This window comes from Erwinia mallotivora (genome assembly GCF_000590885.1).
In the GTDB taxonomy this organism is placed as follows: Bacteria; Pseudomonadota; Gammaproteobacteria; order Enterobacterales; family Enterobacteriaceae; genus Erwinia; species Erwinia mallotivora.
Genome location: NZ_JFHN01000034.1, coordinates 107,468 through 127,506, shown reverse-complemented (window position 1 = coordinate 127,506; position 20,039 = coordinate 107,468). Strand labels below are relative to the sequence as shown.

The following is a 20,039-nucleotide window of genomic DNA, read 5'->3' as shown; positions in this document are numbered from 1 at the left end:
ACCCAGCCAGCAAACTTACCGGCTGGCCCATCAGCTGGCCGACACCCTGCGGCACCAGAAAGGTGCAGGCGGCCGCGCCGGTATGGTGCAAAACCTGTTGCAGGAGTTCTCGCTCTCTTCACAGGAAGGCGTTGCGCTGATGTGTCTGGCCGAAGCCCTGCTGCGCATCCCGGACAAGCCAACCCGTGATGCCCTGATCCGTGACAAAATTAGCAACGGTAACTGGCAGTCCCATCTTGGCCGCAGCCGTTCACTGTTTGTTAATGCCGCCACCTGGGGGCTACTGTTCACCGGTCGGCTGGTCGCCACCCACAATGAGGCGAACCTTTCCCACTCGCTGAACCGCATTATTGGCAGGCGCGGTGAGCCGCTGATCCGCAAAGGCGTGGACATGGCGATGCGCCTGATGGGCGAGCAGTTTGTCACCGGGGAAACCATTGCGGAAGCGCTGGCCAACGCCCGCAAACTGGAAGAGAAAGGGTTTCGTTATTCCTACGACATGCTGGGGGAAGCGGCGCTGACCGCCCGCGATGCAGAAGCGTATCTGCTCTCTTATCAGCAGGCCATTCACGCCATTGGCAAAGCCTCCAACGGGCGCGGCATTTATGAGGGGCCAGGCATTTCGATCAAACTCTCTGCCCTGCATCCCCGGTACAGCCGTGGGCAGTATGAGCGGGTGATGAACGAGCTGTGGCCGGTGCTGAAATCACTGACCCTGCTGGCGCGCTCCTACGACATTGGTATCAATATTGATGCGGAAGAGGCCGACCGGCTGGAGCTGTCGCTGGATCTGCTGGAAAAACTCTGTTTTGAGCCAGAGCTGGAAGGCTGGAACGGCATCGGCTTTGTTATTCAGGCCTATCAGAAACGCTGTCCGCTGGTGATTGATGCGCTGACCGACCTGGCAGGCCGCAGCCAACGTCGGCTGATGGTGCGACTGGTTAAAGGGGCTTACTGGGACAGCGAGATCAAACGCGCGCAGCAGGAGGGGCTGGAAGGCTACCCGGTGTTTACCCGTAAAGTCTATACCGACATCTCTTACCTCGCCTGCGCCCGTAAGCTGCTGGCGGTGCCGAATCTGATCTACCCGCAGTTTGCCACCCATAACGCCCATACCCTGGCGGCCATTTATCAGCTGGCGGGCAATAACTACTATCCGGGGCAATATGAGTTTCAGTGTCTGCATGGCATGGGCGAACCGCTGTATGAACAGGTGGTGGGCAAAGTGGCCGATGGCAAACTTAACCGTCCCTGTCGGATCTATGCGCCGGTCGGCACCCATGAAACCCTGCTGGCGTATCTGGTTCGCCGCCTGCTGGAAAACGGTGCCAACACCTCGTTTGTTAACCGTATAGCGGACACCTCGCTGGCGGTGGAAGATCTGGTGGCCTGTCCGGTGGACGAAGTGGAAAAACTGGCCCGTAGCGAGGGTGCCATCGGTCTGCCCCATCCCCGTATTCCCCTGCCCCGTGATATCTACGGCGCGCAGCGACAGAACGCCGCCGGTCTGGATCTGGCTAACGAACACCGTCTGGCCTCGCTCTCCAGCGCACTGCTTAACAGCGCCATCCAGCCCTGGCAGGTGGCCCCACTGATTGACGGCGTTACCTCACCGGGTGATGCGCTGCCGGTGATCAACCCGGCAGAGCCGACCGATGTGGTCGGCTATGTGCGCCATGCCAGCACGGCAGACGTTGATACCGCGCTGGACGCCGCCGTCAACGCCGCGCCAATCTGGTTCGCCACGCCAGCGCAGGAACGCGCGGCAATCCTTCATCGGGCTGCCGGACTGATGGAGAACCAGTTACAGCATCTGCTGGGCGTACTGGTCCGCGAGGCGGGCAAAACCTTCAGCAATGCCATCGCCGAGGTGCGCGAAGCGGTCGATTTTCTGCATTATTATGCCGCTCAGGTCAGTGACGATTTCGATAATGAAACCCATCGGCCGCTGGGACCGGTGGTCTGTATCAGTCCGTGGAATTTTCCGCTGGCTATTTTCACCGGTCAGGTTGCTGCTGCGCTGTCGGCGGGCAACTGCGTGCTGGCAAAACCCGCCGAGCAGACGCCGCTTATCGCCGCGCTGGCGGTACAGCTGTTGTACGACGCGGGCGTGCCACGGGGAGCATTGCAACTGCTGCCCGGTGAGGGAGAAACGGTGGGCGCACGACTGACTGCCGACTCGCGCGTGCGCGGCGTGATGTTTACCGGCTCCACCGCCGTTGCCAGCCTGTTACAACGCACGCTGGCCAGCCGGCTGGATCCACAGGGACGTCCCGTGCCTTTAATCGCGGAAACCGGCGGCCTGAATGCGATGATCGTCGATTCCTCCGCGCTGACTGAGCAGGTGGTTATCGATATTCTCGCTTCTGCGTTTGACAGTGCGGGGCAGCGCTGTTCCGCCCTGCGCCTGCTTTGTATCCAGGATGATGTGGCAGAGCACACGCTGAAGATGTTGCGGGGTGCGATGAGCGAATGCCGGATGGGCAATCCCGAGCGTCTCTCCACCGATATCGGACCGGTGATCGATAAAGAGGCGAAGCAGGCCATTGAGCAGCACATCGCCGCGATGCGCAGTAAAGGCATGTCGGTTTACCAGGCCGCGCTGAACTGCGATCAGGATTGCAAAGAGTGGCAGAGCGGAACCTTTGTCCAGCCGACGCTGATTGAACTGCAAAGCGTCAGCGATCTGGACAAAGAGGTATTTGGTCCGGTCCTGCACGTGGTGCGCTACAGTCGCAACACGCTGCCGCAGCTCGTTGAACAGATTAATGCCCAGGGCTACGGCCTGACGATGGGCATCCATACGCGCATTGATGAAACCATCGGTCAGGTCAGTCAGCGGGCGCATGTCGGCAATCTCTACGTGAATCGCAATATGGTCGGCGCATTGGTCGGCGTCCAGCCCTTTGGCGGTGAGGGGTTGTCGGGCACCGGCCCGAAAGCCGGTGGTCCGCTCTATCTTTACCGCCTGCTCTCCAGCCGTCCCGATGACGCACTGCGCATCACGCTGGAAAGACAGGACGCGCTGCTGCCAGCGGATACCACCCTGCGCGCCACGCTGTTGGGTGCACACCAGGCGCTCACCGCCTGGGCGGAAGAAAAACCGCATCTGGCAGCCATCTGCACCCGCTTCGCGGCGCTTGCTCAGAGCGGAACGGTGCGGTTGCTGGCAGGCCCCACCGGCGAGCGCAACAGCTATACACTGCTGCCACGGGAACGCGTGCTTGCGCTTGCCGATAACGAGCAGGATGCGCTGGTGCAGCTGGCAGCGATCACGGCAACCGGCAGCCGTGCGCTGTGGCAGGACGACGAGCTGCATCGCACGCTTTGCAGTGCGCTCCCCGACGAGGTGCGGGCGCGGATTGATTTCGCCAGCGCGCCGCTACAACAACACTTTGATGCGGTGATTTTCCACGGCGATGCCGATCAACTGGGTGAAGTCTGTCAGCAGGTTGCAGCGCGCGAAGGGGCAATTGTGTCGGTGCAGGGATTTGATCGGGGTGATACCGGGCTGCTGCTGGAGCGTCTGCTGATCGAACGGGCGATTAGCGTCAATACGGCGGCGGCGGGAGGCAATGCCAGTTTGATGACTATCGGCTGACAGAAAAAATAACCCAAAGCCAGAGCACCGGACAAACAGCTAATGAGGACGCGCAGGAAAAGGACAACAGAACAGTTGATAGCCGGAAATCCACGCCGGATAATCGCTTACTCTCACAGTCGATCGATGTAGAGGCTGTTGCAGCATACATAAAGAAACGGTCGTCCCCTTCAAAGAGGGCGACCGTTGTGGCCGATATTTCACTGGCACGGGTTAATACTGAATATAAACGCTGTTACGTTCAGCAGAATATTGCCCGCTATTAATTAAAAATTATCAACCCTGTCGATATACATTCCGTCTCCATTTCCTCCCCAGCCATGACTTTGAGGGGCATTGTAGGTGAAATTTTCCCCGGCGTAATTGACATCAATAATCACCCGATAGCCACCAACGTGATTGGTCCAGCAATCACTGGCAATATTCACCTGACCAAAGTTGAGAGCCTGATCGGTACTTACCGAGCTGTGCGACAGCGAGAACGATCTGGCAATATTGCTGCTGTTTTGCGTCGCATTGACTCTCGCCTCAACTCTCATCGGGGAAATAAGCTGCTTACCGCCAAAACTGACCCTGTCGCCTTTTGTTATCGCATTATTCCAGTGATTTCCACCTAAATAGGTATTCTGACAGGCAGAGTCCGTACCAATTGAGGTACGCGTTTCAACGTAAGAACGCACGACAAATGAGTTCCATATCTGATTAGGTGTCAGATTTCTGACGGCAATAGCAGAAGAACGCTTAATCTCTTCAAGGTCACCATACCCTTTTGCAACCAGCTCCACTGACACTGTCTTATCCCACAAACTGGCATTTGGATTGATGGTGGTGGTATGGGTGCCTGATGGTGATGAAACTAAAACCTGTTCCAGAACGTTGCCACTGGAATCCTTCAGCAATAATGCCACGCTTTCTGCTCTGCTGAACTGATCGGATGTGTCAGATCCCCAGGTGACAGAAAGCCTGTCATCGACAAAAACAGGTGTCCAGGTGCCTGAGCTGCCACTGTTGCCCCGGCTGATGTAAGAAACGTTACCCAGGCTGACCGATGGTTTTGAATAGATCCTGACGTCATAGTAACCCGTGCTGGCACTGTAGTAGTCGTTATCCACCACCTCCAGCGTCAGTCGTGCCTGGCCTTTAGCAACATTGCCCTGTACAGCGCCAGCGGCGGTGACATTGACCACGCTGGCGTTGCTTGATGTCCACCTGATGTTCGCTTCAGGGCCAAATGTTGTGGTTGGACTTTGCAGGCTGAAGGCCACCTGATCCGTTGTATTCACCTCACGGTTGGCAAAACTGACCGCGACAGTAGCTCTGTTCAGCACGTAGGTGACTTGCGATGTTCCTGCCAGGAACTGGTCCGTCTCCGGCGTGCTGACGCTGACTACCGTTGTACCGGGCTTGACCGCCGTCAGTCTGCCACTGTCATCAACCGTCACAACGGAGGAAGACCGGCTGGTATATTCGGGCGTCAGCATCCTTTGCGCATCGCTGTTACCATAACTGGCTGTGATGGTGCGTTGCACCCCGTCACGCCACATCGCCGTAATCGGCTCGCCGGTTCCTGCTGTCAGCTGCGGGTCCGCTTTGGCCACTCTGATATAATAACTGGCCATCGCTGCGGTGTACTGCGAATTACCTGGCGTATAGACAGAAACGCTGGCCTCTCCCGCCTTCAGCAGGGTGAGCCTTCCATTGTCATCCACCGTTGCCACCGTGGGATCCGACACCGTCCAGATCTGCGGCACACCTTCAGGCATACCGGTTACGGCCTGGGATTCACTGAAATTACTGGTCCATGCGGTGTTCTGCTGCGCATTGGGAAAGCGCAGATCCGGAATGATAGCGCCAACCGTCACCGTAACGGCATTGCCCACGGTTTTATTATCTACCTGAGCAGAAATCGTCACTTCCCCTTTGGTGGTTGCGGTTGCGGTGGCAACGTAGTGACCCTCTCCCAGATCTTTCACCGCACTCAGTTCGAAACCGGGCAGGCTGTCTGCTCCCTGAAGTACCACGGTTTTCCCGGTAACAGGATTACCCCAGCTGTCCTCCAGCCAGGTGGTGAAGGTGACCGCATCATTGCCATCGGAACCGATCATGGTTCTGTCTGCGGTCAGTGTGGCAAGCTTGATATCCCCTGCCACGACATTCACCGTTGCAGACTGAAGTGAATTGTTGGCATCCAGCCAGGCATTCATCCGCAACTGACCCGCGGTGTTACTTAACACGGTGGTTTTTGCCACGCCGTGGCTGTCGGTCCTTGAGGTGGGCGCATAGCTTTCAGCCTGTCCATTCAGCTGCCACGACACCACCACACCAGGCAGGACGTTGCCGTGACGGTCCACCACGGTTGCACTGTAAGTCACACCCTGAGTATCGCCCGCGCTCAGGCTGGTCCTGTCCGGCGTGACCTCCGCAATGCTCCAGCTGTCGGTGTCACCTGTAATGGTCACCGTTCGCGTCTGGCTGAATGTCTGGCTGCCCACCTGCACTGAAAGCGTGGCCGTTCCCGCCTTGTTGCCGCTGACGGTCATGGTGTAACGCCCCGGCGCATCGCTGCTTTGTTGACTTGCTGACACACTGACATCAGCATCACTGCTCTGCCCGCTCACGCTTTGTCCTGACAGCAGATTGCCATTACTGTCACGCAGGATAAGCACCAGTTCAGCCGTTTCTTTGCCCGCCACGATAACGGACGGAGAAAGGGTTAATTCTGAACGGCTTTGATCCGCCTCCCCGCTGCTGAACACCACATCCGGCGCAGCAGTGCTACCCGATGAGAGAATCAACTCCACGCTGGCCGTCCCGGCGATCAGTCGGGTCAGCGTCACCCTGGCCACGCCGGAATCATCCGTACGGGTGACCTGAGCCTGTAAGCGGCTGCCTTCACTGGCACTCCAGGTAACAGGGATACCCGCCCCCAACGCATTACCATGACTGTCAGTAAGCACGGCCGAGTAGGTTACCGTGTCACCCACCGTGGCGGAGGTGGGCGATACCGTGATAGCGCCTTTCACTATCGCTGCGGTGCTGTCTGCCACAATGGTCAGACTGGCTTTCTGGGTAACGGTCACGCCATCAACAGCTGCGCTGACCTCTGTGGTGCCCGCTTTTAATCCACTTACCGTCGCCTGGTAAACGCCTGTTGAAACCTCAGTAAACGCGGATAACGTGGTGTCCAGTGCCGATGAGAAACTGAGTTGCACTTTATTTTTCAGACCCGGCAGCAGATTGCCCTCAACATCTCTCGCCGTGACGCTGACGGTTGCACTTTCCGTTCCTGCCACAATACGGGCTGGCGATATGCTGAGGCGTGACTGCTCCGCATTGATCGTTCCGGCGGTGAAATTCGCCACGCTGTCGGCCTTCATTGCGGTTCCGCCCCCGAGCATAGCGGCAACCTGCGCCTGGCCCGCCGCACGACTGCTGAGGGTGATTTCTGCCACGCCATTTTCGTCCGTCGTACTGATGCGCGATGAGAGGGTGCCAAGGTTGGTATCCCAGCCCACGGCCACACCTTTCAGTTTGCTGTTGCCGTTGTGGTCTTTAACCTGTGCCCGCAGCGTTATCCTGCCGACACCGTCTGCTTTTGCGGTATTGCTGCCAAAGATAGTGACACTGTCAATCACCGCCGTGTCCTGGCTGGCCAGCAAACCCAAAGGCATCTGCAAATGAACATTTCCACTGCTGGCGGTCAGCGGCCAGGTCCCCTCACGGGTTCCGGTGACGCTGGCCTGATAGATGCCGTTGCCGGTTTCTCTGGCGGCAAAAACGATACCGGCGTCCGCGTCAGCGGACCAACTGACTGACTGAGCAGGAACGGCATTATTCCACCGATCCTTAAGGATCAGGGTTGCCAACGCACTGGCACGGCCATCTGCGGTGATGGTCTGAGGCGACACCGTCAGTTCACTCTGTTCCTGTGCCGGAGCCGCCGGGCCAAAGGTTACCTGCGCCGCGCCCTTATTGCCGTTGTAAAGCACCGCACTGACCGTGGTCAGTTGCGCTTCTGTACCGGAAAGCTGTACCACCGCTTCACCCTGTGCATTGGTGACGCTTACCGCATGATTCAGCTGATTATGGCTCGACTGCCAGGCCACACTGGTATCCGCCACAGGGTTATTGTGCGAATCCACCACGGTAGCGGTAAACACCACCGGCTCACTCTGACCTGCTGTCGCTGTGGCGGTACTGGATTTAACGCCGACCGTCGCGGTCTGCGTGTCTGCCACGGCTTGCAGCGACAGCGTTTTGCTGACGGCATTATCAAGACGGGCCACAACGTTGACCTCACCGGCCTGGGTGGCGGTCAGTATGGCATGAGCCACTCCATCACTGTCTGACACCAGCTGCACAGGGGTGATTATCGCCCCCCTGTCGCTGCTGAGCGCGACCTTCATATCGCCAAGCGGATTACCGCCTGCATCCTCAACCCGAACGCTGAGGCGCACAGCATCTGTGCCATTGGCGGTAAATGTCATTTTGTCACCGGTCAGCTGTGCCAGTTGGGCACTGTTTTTATCTGCAACAAATGTGAGCGCCGCAGATGATTTGGCGGAGGCATTTGTCGAGGCGGTTATCACCACATCCGTCAGTGCACGCGTGCTGGTTACCGCTGTTTCTGCTATTCCCTGACTGTTGCTTCGCGTCTGAATCTGACCGACGGCGACGATGTTATCGTCTTTGTTGGATTTCCAGTCGACGGGAATATCAGCCAGCGAATTACCATTCTCATCCTTGATCAACGCCCTGATGATGACAGCCGTTTTACCATCAGCAATGCCTGACGACGGTAGCGCATCAACAGCGGTAACCAGTGCGGTGGAACTGTTGCCGATAAAGGTGGTTTCCTGCACCGCTTTGCTGTTATTGACACTGGCCGTTACCCGGGAAAGACCGGCAGTCCTGCTACTCATCAGGGTTGCCGCGCGCCCTTCTGCGTCAGTCATTACCGAGTTATCAGCAGGTACAGCGCCATTGTCGGCGCTGAAGGCAACCGGCAGACCCGGCACCGGATTACCGTTAGCATCGGTAACGGTAACGCTGATCGTTTTTGATTCTTTTCCGTCCGCCAGTGAAACCGTCGGCAGAACACTCAGATTATGTTCTGTGACCTGTGCCGTATGGTGATCGGGCTGGAACCTGACGTTAATCTCTTTATTTGCCGTGTCGTTAACGCTGGCTGTAATCGTCGTTTCTCCCGCACGAACGCTGGTAACCGGAACGGTAACCCTACCCTCCGCGCTGGTGACCACCGCGCCGGCGATGGATGCCTCATTACCTGCCCTGAAGGCAACCTGCTGACCAGCAACAGGGTTGTTGTGTGCATCAACCACGGTCGCTTTGATGATGTTCTGGGCCCTGCCATCAGCCAGAGCGTTATCCTGCACCACGTCAAGAGAATTAATCAGTGCGGTGGTGACATCGGCTGTCAGCGTCACTTTCGCCGAGGCGAAATCCGCATCACGCGCACCCGGCGTCAGCGTAAAGGCTTCCGGATGCGTGCCGGCCGTCACCGTGGTGACATATTCCCCCGCCGCCTGACGAATAAATTCTGACACCACGGCATCGCTGGCGGTGCGCAGCTGGGTCGTTTTCCTCATGCTGATTTCACTGGCATCAATATCAACCGGATTACCGTCACGATCGTTGATTCTCAGCAGCAGCTGCTGTTGTGTTTTACCATCGGCTGGCAGGTTAATTTCAGCAGGTGTCAGTAAACTATGGCGGGTATCAATTGCCGCCTGGGTTACGGTTACCGTGGTGCGGGTGCGTTTTGAGCTGTTGCCTTTTTGATCGACCGCCACGCCATCAACCTGCCAGACGTTGATGCCCTCTTTCCCCGGCTGATAATCCGGCAACACCACTTTGTAGTCGCCGTTGCTGTCGATAATTTTCCCTCCGGCAGCAATCAGTGAAGGCGCGCTCCAGTTGATCTGTGCCAGACCATACTTGCTGTTTACTGCAACACCCAGAGATTTATGCTGGCCGGCATAGCCCGACAACACCTGCGCGGTCCTGAGACTGATAACCTCCTTCTTGCGATAGTCCAGAACAATATTATTGTTACGCTCAACCAGATCGTAACGGCTGTTCATCAAACTACGCATTGATGCTACCGCGTTGGGATCTGTCTGGGCGCGCCATGGCACACCCAGTTGATAGTTCATATGCATACCAAAACGTGTGTCATTCTGACCCGCCCGCCCCTGGCGCTGCTCTGCGCTTAAGGTCATCAGCGGCACCGGGGTATAGTTCACACCGGCGGTGACAGCATGGGGATTACGCTGACGATTATCCTTACCAAACAGGGCCACCTCATTACCGTAATACTGTTCCCATGTCAGTTTGCCGCCTAACTGTGGCATATCGGGGAGCCAGCCCTGTGCCCGGACGTCCCAGCCGTTTGCCGGACGCGCCTGGTAGTCAGTCAGGTGTGGGGAGTCCTTCCATCCGCTCAGCCGTAAATAGCCGTTAACTGCCAGCCTGACAAAATCACGCCAGTATTCGACGCCCGCCCCCGCGCGTGAATGGTCCTGCGAAAGGTCATGATCAAAGAAGGTATTCACCCCTAACATCCATTGATCATAGAAATGACGCACCCCCGCACCAAAATTGGCCTGGGTGCGATCATCAGTGCGGTGGAGACTGCTTTGAGAGAAAATCAGTCGGTTATTTTGCTCATGCAAAGGAACCAGCAGGTCCAGCTGGGAGTTTTTAAGGGATAAATTTTTATCTGTTTCCAGTTGTACGCGTGCGGTGCCAAAGCGGCTCATCCACTGTTGAATTTCTGTGCTGGCCGCGCTGGAAGCCATATTGCGGGCGAGTGAGGACGCGGCGGAACTGTTCGGTTGATTTGCCAGAAACGTTCCCGCCTGCGTGGCATGACGCGCGATTTTTTCTTCTGTCTGCGAATGCGCGTCCGCCTGGAGCGGCGACGTTGGCCCTTCGTGCCATTTTATTTCAGGTAGCGGATTCAGCGGCACATCCAGCTCATCACCGGGCTGAATGCGTTCAAAACCACGGGCAAAAGTACGAAACTGATTCAGTTTCTTAAGCGCCTCTGGTGTCATATTGAATTTTTTAGCCACGCTGTCGGCAGTTTCTCCCTCACCAAGGGTGTAAGGACGCGTTTGCAGGGTTGTCTGCTGTGACCCGGACAGAAGGCGACCGTTACTTCCTGCACCCGCGATAGCAGGAGTAAAGGCCATCGTAAGCGGAAAAAGAATTTGTACGCCAATATTAAGCCATGCAAATAGTTTTATACGAACCGGAATATGATCCCTGCGAACTATTTTCATAAATAAGCTCCATAGAAAAACCACCCGCGGATGGCAGATTAAAAAAAGGAGTGCGCGCCAGAGTTACTCAAGCAGTTAAACGCTGATTTTTAATAAAACGAGGAACTGGCAGAGACTCCCAAAAAAATGTTAAAAAATATAAGGAGTGAGATGAAATAAATAATTTAAAAATTAAAATATACAGATAAAAAGTAACCAACAATGTGCAAAGCTGTTTTTTATGTCAAAAACCTCTTCTGAAAAACCGACCAACTTAACAGCAGAACATTCTAACCAGCAAAAATAAAACCAACCTGAAATGGATGATGATATTTTGTGAAATCCGAAGAAATTTTAAAAAATTTACCCGTTCGTTTTAAAGCAGTATATATTTTAACGCTATCACTTCCCTGCTTACTGACTACAAAGACAATAAGCCTTTCAACATAGCAATGCAGGCTGCAATCTGTTTAATAAAAAAACGGACTTGTGCACCCATCCCCACTTAAGCGGAGTCAGGCAGTACCAGATAATACTCAGCCCCCAACATTATTAGTAAAATAGTGACACAATTAATTCAGACTGACAACCTGACATAGAAAGCCGCATAACAACAAAAACAAAACGATTTCGGATTTTTAATAAGAAGTAATAAAAATCATTCCGTTTCAACAGAAATCTTTCAATTAACCACTAATAATTGTTTTTTTGCTAAAAATATATCCTGATATGATTTAACGAGTTGCATAAAAGAAAAAACAAAGCATAGCCGTAACCTGATTTTTACCCTCCCCGTTAGGGGTGCATTTAATCAGCAAAAACCATCAGAAAATCATGCGGCAGTCTGTACTGATTCAGACATCGCATTTTCTGTGCAGTAAGGTGGGATAAATAAACAGACGCCTTCCCAGGCCCCGGTTGAGTAATGTCCCTGCCGCCACCGAGCAGGCCACACAGATCGTTACCATCACCACGGGAAAACCTGCCGCCCAGATCAGTGAAAAAACGTTGTCGGCAAACAGCTGATACCGTGCAGCCATTCGCATCAGCGACATGCCAAAGAATTCAATAAAGATACGATGCAGAACATAGATTTGCAGCGTGTTACGACCCAGCCAGTTGAGCCAGCGCAGGGTGAACCATCGATTAAGCTGACGGCACAGGGCGATGCTGAAAAGAATGCTTAACACTGAGAGAAACAGGTTATGCCGAAGACCCGGCAGCAGATGGGCAACGGCCAGTATCACCAGCATCAGCCAGACTGGCAGGTTACGGCGGCGTCCTTCACTCCAGCGCAGCAGCATATCGCTGTGAAAAACACCCAGCAGGAAAAAAATCAGATACTGCGCGAGGCTTGCCGGTCCCCAGCCGGGAATAATTCCACTCACGGCGGCATAATTCAGCACAACCGCCATCAGCAGTAAGCTACCGTTCTGCTGGCGAAACAATTTAGCCAACAGAAAGAAAAGTCCCAGCGCATATAAATACCAGCAGGAACTCATCGCCAGCAGCATCAGTCGCATAAACTTCAGTGGCGTTTCTGCCCAGGCGGCATTGCTACCGGTCGATAATTGCCCGCCCATAATATGGCCTGAAACGCCTCTGATGATCAGCCACTGAATAACTCCCCAGATAAAATAGAGATAAAAAAGATTAATCACCCTGCCGGTTAATACCTGTTTCCAGTCACGATGAAGAATACCGTGACTTGCCAGCAAACCAGATACAAAGAAAAATACCGGCATACGCAGTGGTACGAGATAATTATTAACAGCCAGCCAGAGCCGGGCCGGAATAAATCCGGCACTCAGCTGTATAACCGTTGTTGCATATCCCGGGAAGGTGACATGCCAGAGCACCACCAGCAAAATACAGCCACCTTTGAGGCTGTTAATCCAGGCTATTTCTTCTCTCTCAGCAGTATGCATTTTATCCCTCCACCACCTCAGTCAGATAAATAATAAAATGTGGAACAGCTGACGTTAGCGGCAGCAGATAAAATTACATGGCCCGGATAGTTAACAGATCGCACCAGATAAAATGCCGGGTTAAATATACCAACTCAATTTTTAAGATTATTTACCTTTACAGAGAAAAAGGCCATGAGGTTACTCTTAAAGACTGAGCGGTGACCAGCAGTAATAAGAGCGTATTGCAAATAAAAAAAGGCTATGTGCCATATTCTGCACCTTCATTCAAAGATATTTGGGAGTAATCGCAGCAGAAGTCAGGTAATGGTGGACAGGACCGCCGGATAACCGGCGATCGTCGTTATGAATTGAGGAATTTATCGAGGAATTGCCGGGTGCGTGGCTGTTGCGGCGTGGTAAACAGCGCTTCAGCCGCGCCCTGCTCTACTATTCGCCCCTGGTCCATAAAAATCACCCTGTCCGCCACGTCGCGGGCAAAGCTCATCTCGTGGGTGACAATCACCATCGTGCGCTTCTCCTCAGCCAGGGCGCGGATGGTATTCAGTACCTCGCCTACCAGCTCCGGGTCCAGCGCCGATGTGGGTTCATCAAACAGAATGACCTGCGGACGCATTGCCAGCGCACGGGCGATAGCCACCCGCTGCTGTTGCCCGCCGGAGAGACGACGCGGAAAACTCGCATCCCGCCCTTGCAGGCCCACTTTCGCCAGCAGCTGACGCGCATGGGCCACAGCCTGCTCTTTTGGCTCGCCTCTGACGATGGTGGGCCCTTCAATAATGTTCTCCAGCACCGTGCGATGGGGAAACAGATTGAAATTCTGAAAGACAAATCCTACCTGCTGTCGCAGCTGGCGTACCCGCTCACGCTCTCTGCCAGCCGTTGCCGCATCAATGCGAATATCGCCCACCTGGATAATCCCGCTGTCGGGAGATTCAAGCAGGTTAATACTGCGCAATAAGGTGGTTTTGCCGGAGCCGCTTGGCCCGATAATCGCCACCACTTCCCCCGCCGCCACCGCCATATCAATGCCGTGCAGCACGGTCTGACCGTTGAACTGTTTTGTCAGTTGACTGACGCTTATCGCGCTCATTTTTCCTCCCGATCCTGGCGGTTCACCCGCTCTTCCAGCCGGCTCTGTAACACCGACAGCAGCGTTGCCATCACCCAGTAAATCAGCGATGCAGCCAGATACATGGTGAATACCTCAAGGGTGCGCGAGGTGATCAGCTGCGCCTGACGGAACAACTCCGGCACCTGGATGGTCGCCGCCAGCGAAGTGTCTTTAACCAGACTGATAAAACTGTTGCCGAGGGGCGGCAGCGCCGTGCGGGCAGCCTGCGGCAGAACAACCCGACGCAGGGTCTGCCAGCGGGTCATGCCGATGCTGGCCGCCGCCTCCCACTGGCCGCGTTCGATGGCGGCAATGGCACCACGCAGTGATTCAGAGGCATAGGCGGCGGTGTTAAGGGAAAGACCGATCATTGCAGAGGGAACCGGGTCCAGCTCAATACCAAACTGCGGCAGGCCGTAGTAAATCATAAACAGCTGGGCAATCAGCGGCGTACCCCGAAATATCGAGACATAAAAGCGGGAAGCCCATGACAGCGGCCAGAACGACGAAAGCCGCATTATCGCCAGCATAAAACCCAGCAGCAGACCGAAAAACATCCCGCCAATGCTGAGTTGCAGGGTAAACAGCGCCCCTTTCAATAAAAATGGTGCTGAATCCAGCACCAGTTGAACACTTTCCTGCATTATTTCGTCACATCCACGCCAAACCATTTCTCTGACAGCCTGGTCATGGTGCCATCCTTCTGCATCTCTGCAATGGCTGCGTCAATAGCCTGTAACAGCTGAGGATTGTTTTTACGCAGCGCAACGCCGGATGCCTGGCGGGAGAAAGCAGGACCGGCCACCGCGAGGCTGTCACCGGTTTTTTTCACCAGGTCGAGGGCGGCGAGACGGTCCACCAGAATGGCATCAAGACGGCCCACGCGCAGATCCTGATATTTGGTGGGATCGTCGTCGTAAGTACGGATATCGACGCCCTTCACGTTGCCACGCAGCCACTGCTCATAATTGGTGCCAAGCCCGACACCGACTTTTTTGCCGCTCAGATCGTCCGGTTTATTGATGGTCGCAGCGTTTTTCTTCAGCGTCAGCGCCTGGATACCGGAAACGGTATAAGGCGTTGAGAAGTCATATTTTTTCTGCCGCTCATCGGAAATAGTGACCTGATTGATCACCACATCAATGCGACCGGAATCCAGCGAGGCCAGCATTCCGTCCCATTTGGTAGGTTTCAGGCTGGCCTTCACTCCAAGATGCTGTGCCAGTGCCTGGGCGAAATCCACCTCAAATCCGGCCAGCTTGCCATTGCTGTCCTGGAAACTGAATGGCGGATAGGTGCCTTCCAGACCCACCAGCAGCGAACCGCGCTGTTTGACTTTATTCAGCAGATTTTCATCAGCGGCGAGCGCGCCGGAAGAGAGCCCGGCCAGCAGAGAAAGGGACATCAGCCCCATAATCAGTTGACGACGGATGAGAGAAAGCTTCATAAACAACTCCATTTCGCTAATCAGATGCTGACAGAATCTATGCGGCCAGTCTGATTAATACCAGCTGTGTGTTAAGAACAATCTGAACTAATTCAGAACAAAGGGTGATAAGCAAACAGCGCAGGCGTACCGCCGGTGTGGACAAAAACAATCGGCCCCTGACGGCGAAAGCGATTCTGACTGATACCGTCCAGTAAACCGGCCATTGCTTTACCAGTATAGACCGGGTCAAGAAAGATCCCTTCCAGCCTCGCCAGCAAACGAATCGCCTCGTTCGCCTCGGGATTGGGCTGACCATAACCTGGCGCGAAATAGTCATCCCACAGCACCACCGGTGCCGTGGCGGTCAGTTCCAGCAACGAAGCGAGCCTGTCGCGGATATCCACCACCTTAGGCCGCTGTTCCTCCACCTTGCGGGAGACGGTGACGCCCACCAGTTCGGTCCCCGGCAGTAACTGTTCCAGTCCCACCGCCAGTCCGGCATGGGTTCCGGCACTGCCGGAGGCGACCACCACCGCCGCAAAATCCACGACGCCCTCGCTCTGGTGTGCTATCTCCTGCGCACATTCAACATAGCCCAGCGCCCCAGGCGCACTGGAGCCGCCAACCGGAACGATGTAAGGACGAAAACCCTGCGCCTCCAGTCGTTCGGCCTGCTCTTCCAGCTGTTCGGTGGGATGCTCCAGCGCATCGACCATCACCACTTCAGCGTCCATCAGCTCAAGCAGCAGACGATTGCCATTCGACAGGTAGTTTTCGGCACTGGTGCCCGTGGGATTTTCCAGCAACGCCACACATTTCAGTCCCAGCTTAGCCGCCACGGCGGCGGTCTGTCGCACATGGTTCGACTGAATTGCGCCGGCCGTCAGTAGCAGGTCCGCGCCCTGTCGCAGGGCATCTGCCGCCAGAAACTCCAGCTTGCGCAGCTTATTACCGCCCAAGCCTAGCGGGGTGAAATCGTCACGTTTAATAAAAATATCCCGCCCCATGTAGTCAGAAAGACGGGGCAGATGTTCCAGCGGCGTGGGTGAACCCAGCAGTTCCAGACGGGGAAAAGCATTAAGAAGATGTAAGGACAAGATAGCCTCCTGAACAGGCGCAGTCAGTTGTCCTTACAGTTTTACAGAATAAGACAGGCAGGTAACCTGAAAAGGTCTGAAGCCAGCAACTAATTTCGCTGCCAGCCTAAAAACTGGTCATATTTACGCAGCGCAATACGGTAATTGTTATTACCGGCATCCGGCAGATCATTTTCCAGACAGGCGTGCCAGCTGGTGCCTTGTAGTTTTTCCGCCGGGAAATTTCGAGCCGAGAGCATATCGTCGAGACGACGCAGGCGAACAACATATTCGCGAATGGTGCTGTGACTCATTTCTGTTTGCTCAAACAGATACTGCTTAAACGCCATAATGTCGAAATAATTCGGGTGGGTGTTGCAATAAATATCGCTGCAAAACCGGCACAGGGCTGTCAGTTCATTCTGAAGTTTTAACCAGACCTGATCGTCTATGAGCTGGTCCATCCGGGCAATGGCTTCTTTATTAATGATTTGTCCGCGAAAGACCAGCGCCATGCGGTCCAGCACTTTGCTGCAATGCGAGCAGTTACTCTGGCTGTGTTTATAGTCTTTTAAATAGCGGCTCAACGGCCTGAGTTTGGTTTTGGATCCCATTATGGAGTCCCCGATTGCTGTTAAAAATGCAAAACTGACTCCTTTAGCGCGCTGCCGTTAATCGGGTGCGCAGGCGTTTTATCGCCTGACTGTGCAGCTGGCTGACACGGGATTCCCCGACCTCCAGCACTGCGCCAATCTCTTTCAGGTTCAGCTCCTCCTGGTAATAAAGTGTCAGCACCATTTTCTCGCGTTCGGGCAGAGCCTCGATCGCTTCAATGACGCGTTCACGCAGATTCCCTTCCATCAGCTGATGCAGCGGATTGGCCTCTTCATGCCCTTCCGTCACCAGCTCCGCGCTGTCACCGTGTTCCTCACGAAATTCATCGTAAGAAAACAGCTGGCTGTTGTTGGTATCCAGCAGGATCTGCCGGTACTCTTCCAGAGATACGTCCAGCTGCGCCGCCACTTCCTGTTCGGTGGCAGAACGTCCTAACGCCTGCTCGACCTGATGCATTGCAGCAGCCACTTCACGCGCATTACGCCTTACGCTACGTGGTGCCCAGTCGCGGCTGCGCAATTCATCAAGCATGGCGCCACGGATACGTTGCACGGCATAGGTGGTAAACGCCGTTCCCTGAAGCGCATCGTAGCGCTCCACGGCGTTCAACAAGCCAATGCCCCCTGCCTGTAACAGGTCATCAAGTTCGACGCTGGCAGGCAACCTGACCTGTAAGCGCAGCGCTTCATGGCGCACCAGTGGCACATATCTCTGCCACAGCGAGTTTTTATCCATCACGCCACCGGCGGTATATAGATCGTTCACTCTGACTATCCTGCGTTAGTTAAGTTATCGGCACGATTATCGGTTTCTGTAGAGAAGATTGATTGGCGGAATAACGGTAAAAAAGGCAGGTTATTTCAATTTTGTGCCAGCGGGCAGGCCGTTATTCGTCGCCCGCTGACCGTTTAGCGGAATTGATGCAACCGCGCGCGCGTGGCCTGCGGCACCTGTGACCATAGCGCACAGACTTTTCCTTCCAGCGCCTGATAAAAGGCAGCCAGCGCCTGATCTTCCGGCAACGCAGTACGAAATCGCACCACCCCGCTCTCTGCATCAATGGTTAACCGGCGGCTGATAAACAGTCGCTGTAAGTCACTGCGCAAAAACAGGCCGTTATCAGTATGGTTATCCAGCAGGAAACCCTGCTCATTCTCGCGCATGTCGATATGGCAGGCTTCCACCCACGGCCAGTTGTTTTCCTCACCGAGCAGCGTGCCGGTGATGACGCAGGCCCCGTAGCGCTCGCGCACCGAACTGCTGAACTCCTGCTGACTGGCCTTTTGCCACAGCCTGGCCTTCACCCGCCGCCCCACCTGCGTGCCTTGTATTACCCCGCCCGCAGGCGGTAACAGCGGCGAAGTCAGTACCACGATAAACTGCAATTGGCGCGAGTATTCAAAGCAGGGTTTTGACTGGCGGTCATACAGTTGCCAGTACTCCTCCTCTTCCTCGGTGCGCAACAACGCCAGCGTATAGCCGCGCTGCTGCATCAGGCTTTGCGCCATAATCGACGCCGGATCGAGCATCGCCAGTACTTTGCTCTCACCCATCACTTTCCAGGTATTCCACGGGGCCGGTTCTGCCGGACGACGAAAATAGAGAAAACTTTCCTGATGCAGTAAGTAGTGCTCAAAGCGTGACAGATAATTTTTTCTTTCATTATCGTTGGCAATAAACAGCAGATCCTCCATCGGGATCTGGCTGTCTTTGCTGGCAAAAACGGCGCGGATAGTCCGGTTTTTACTGGACGTGGACGGACTGAGCAGGCCGCGACTGGTTAACGACTTATCGTCAGGGTAGCGCTGACTGTAGCGTTCGCTGATTTCATCAAACGACAGCAGTTCTCCGGGTAACAAATCATAATTGAAGCGCATCGTACGACACTCCGGAAGGTAAAGGTTTCATGCCATGCACGGCATGGCGTGAATTAACAGCCCGTGCCATCAGGCTCTGAACACTCAACGGCGGCTACATCAGCTGTTATCGGCAATCCGTAAGGTTTCTGTAAAGCTTTACAGCGAAGCGGGCGAAGAATTTGTTTTTTATGAAAAACGCATCCTGAAGCTGCGCCCTGACGCCGATAAACAGTATAAAAATGCGTTTATTCTTTTAATTGAAAGATAAGCCCTGCGCTAGCATTGCTCCAGGCATTCCCCTTCGGAACATTTCATGAAAACTTTTATTATCTGTCATCAGGATTTGCCCTGCTATCACCTTCCTGCTGATGCCAGTATCGTCTGGCTTAATGCTGTGATGCCTGAAAACACTCAGGGTCTGCATATTATTCCCGGTTATGAATTTATCGATAATGCTGTCGAGTTGCATAAACAGCTTTCCGGTGCGATTGGTCCGATGGTGATCCGCAATATTGCCGCTGAAATGAAGTTGAATGAAGGCAGTCTGACTATCTGGCAATACCGCAAATTCGTGACCCGTGAAAATTACGGCGCACCCTCGATTGATTACGGCGGAACCCATGACGTGGGGATTAAAGAGGCCTCTGAGAAGCCGATTATTCCCCATCTTGCGGAAGGCCATCAATATATCGTTTCCAGGCCCATGCAGTTGGGTAATTTATTCCAGCAATATATTGCCTTTCACCATGTCAGCGACCTGCTGAAATATACCGCGCTGGCCGTGGATTTGGGGGTGATATCTGAACAGGACAGCTTCCTGTTCCTGAACTGTGCCCACCTGATTATTGGCGGCATCGAGCTGGGCACCTATCCTGCGGTCTGGTGGCAGTCGGCATTTGAACGTCTGCAATCTGTCTCACTGGCTTTTGTTGAAAACTTCACACCTTACGATCAGACCGACCCGTACCAGAAGCGAGCGGTGGCTTTCTGTCAGGAGAGACTCGGCAGCTATCTGTTATTAAAAGAGCTGAGCGCCGCGCACAACAATAATCTGCCAATGGGCCTGTTTGGCACCGTACACACCGTCACGCAAAATGGTATGTACGCCCGTGGTACTTAATTCCTGCTCAC

At 54.6% G+C, this 20,039-nt stretch carries 11 protein-coding genes; 2 read left to right on the top strand and 9 right to left on the bottom strand.

Going from position 1 to position 20,039, the window contains the following annotated elements; translation table 11 throughout:
- Positions 1-3,601, top strand: a 3,601-nt coding sequence (gene putA / locus BG55_RS06415) for a trifunctional transcriptional regulator/proline dehydrogenase/L-glutamate gamma-semialdehyde dehydrogenase (protein WP_034935645.1), incomplete at its 5' end; no start/stop codon positions are given.
- Positions 3,602-3,867: 266 nt separating this feature from the next.
- Here the strand turns inward: putA and BG55_RS21380 are convergent.
- The 9 genes from BG55_RS21380 to BG55_RS06365 form a co-directional block, all read right to left on the bottom strand.
- Positions 3,868-10,908 (bottom strand): inverse autotransporter beta-barrel domain-containing protein, encoded by a 7,041-nt coding sequence (locus BG55_RS21380; protein ID WP_052018720.1) that lies wholly within the window; start codon positions 10,906-10,908, stop codon positions 3,868-3,870.
- An 833-nt stretch (positions 10,909-11,741) separates the two neighbouring features.
- A complete protein-coding gene (locus BG55_RS06400) occupies positions 11,742-12,815 on the bottom strand; it encodes an acyltransferase family protein (protein WP_034935643.1) in 1,074 nt (357 codons plus the stop codon).
- Between the two features lie 343 nt (positions 12,816-13,158).
- Complete coding sequence (gene tcyN, locus BG55_RS06395; RefSeq protein WP_034935641.1) at positions 13,159-13,908, bottom strand: L-cystine ABC transporter ATP-binding protein TcyN; 750 nt, start codon at positions 13,906-13,908, stop codon at positions 13,159-13,161.
- Positions 13,905-14,573 (bottom strand): cystine ABC transporter permease, encoded by a 669-nt coding sequence (tcyL, locus tag BG55_RS06390; protein WP_034935638.1) that lies wholly within the window; start codon positions 14,571-14,573, stop codon positions 13,905-13,907. The genes tcyN and tcyL overlap by 4 nt, the downstream gene beginning before the upstream one ends.
- Entirely contained in the window at positions 14,573-15,376 is an 804-nt protein-coding gene (gene tcyJ, locus BG55_RS06385) for a cystine ABC transporter substrate-binding protein (RefSeq protein ID WP_034935636.1), read from the bottom strand. Before tcyJ ends, tcyL begins: the two co-directional genes overlap by 1 nt.
- A 92-nt stretch (positions 15,377-15,468) precedes the next feature.
- Complete coding sequence (locus BG55_RS06380; protein WP_034935633.1) at positions 15,469-16,455, bottom strand: D-cysteine desulfhydrase; 987 nt, start codon at positions 16,453-16,455, stop codon at positions 15,469-15,471.
- Between the two features lie 89 nt (positions 16,456-16,544).
- Positions 16,545-17,048, bottom strand: a complete 504-nt coding sequence (fliZ, locus tag BG55_RS06375; protein ID WP_034935632.1) for a flagella biosynthesis regulatory protein FliZ — start codon at positions 17,046-17,048, stop codon at positions 16,545-16,547.
- Between the two features lie 43 nt (positions 17,049-17,091).
- Positions 17,092-17,814, bottom strand: coding sequence for an RNA polymerase sigma factor FliA (locus BG55_RS06370; RefSeq protein WP_034935630.1), 723 nt, complete (start codon positions 17,812-17,814; stop codon positions 17,092-17,094).
- A gap of 143 nt (positions 17,815-17,957) precedes the next feature.
- Positions 17,958-18,926 (bottom strand): HNH endonuclease signature motif containing protein, encoded by a 969-nt coding sequence (locus BG55_RS06365; protein ID WP_034935629.1) that lies wholly within the window; start codon positions 18,924-18,926, stop codon positions 17,958-17,960.
- Between the two features lie 295 nt (positions 18,927-19,221).
- On the opposite strand from BG55_RS06365, the gene BG55_RS06360 reads away from it, so the two are divergent.
- Entirely contained in the window at positions 19,222-20,028 is an 807-nt protein-coding gene (locus tag BG55_RS06360; protein ID WP_034935627.1) for a hypothetical protein, read from the top strand.
- Positions 20,029-20,039: the final 11 nt, after the last annotated feature.

Coding starts and splice junctions, on each gene's coding strand:
- BG55_RS06400 (WP_034935643.1), bottom strand. CDS start 12,815: ATGCATACTGCTGAGAGAGAAGAAATAGCCTGGATTAACAGCCTCAAA.
- fliZ (WP_034935632.1), bottom strand. CDS start 17,048: ATGGGATCCAAAACCAAACTCAGGCCGTTGAGCCGCTATTTAAAAGAC.
- BG55_RS06365 (WP_034935629.1), bottom strand. CDS start 18,926: ATGCGCTTCAATTATGATTTGTTACCCGGAGAACTGCTGTCGTTTGAT.
- tcyL (WP_034935638.1), bottom strand. CDS start 14,573: ATGCAGGAAAGTGTTCAACTGGTGCTGGATTCAGCACCATTTTTATTG.
- tcyJ (WP_034935636.1), bottom strand. CDS start 15,376: ATGAAGCTTTCTCTCATCCGTCGTCAACTGATTATGGGGCTGATGTCC.
- BG55_RS06360 (WP_034935627.1), top strand. CDS start 19,222: ATGAAAACTTTTATTATCTGTCATCAGGATTTGCCCTGCTATCACCTT.
- BG55_RS21380 (WP_052018720.1), bottom strand. CDS start 10,908: ATGAAAATAGTTCGCAGGGATCATATTCCGGTTCGTATAAAACTATTT.
- tcyN (WP_034935641.1), bottom strand. CDS start 13,908: ATGAGCGCGATAAGCGTCAGTCAACTGACAAAACAGTTCAACGGTCAG.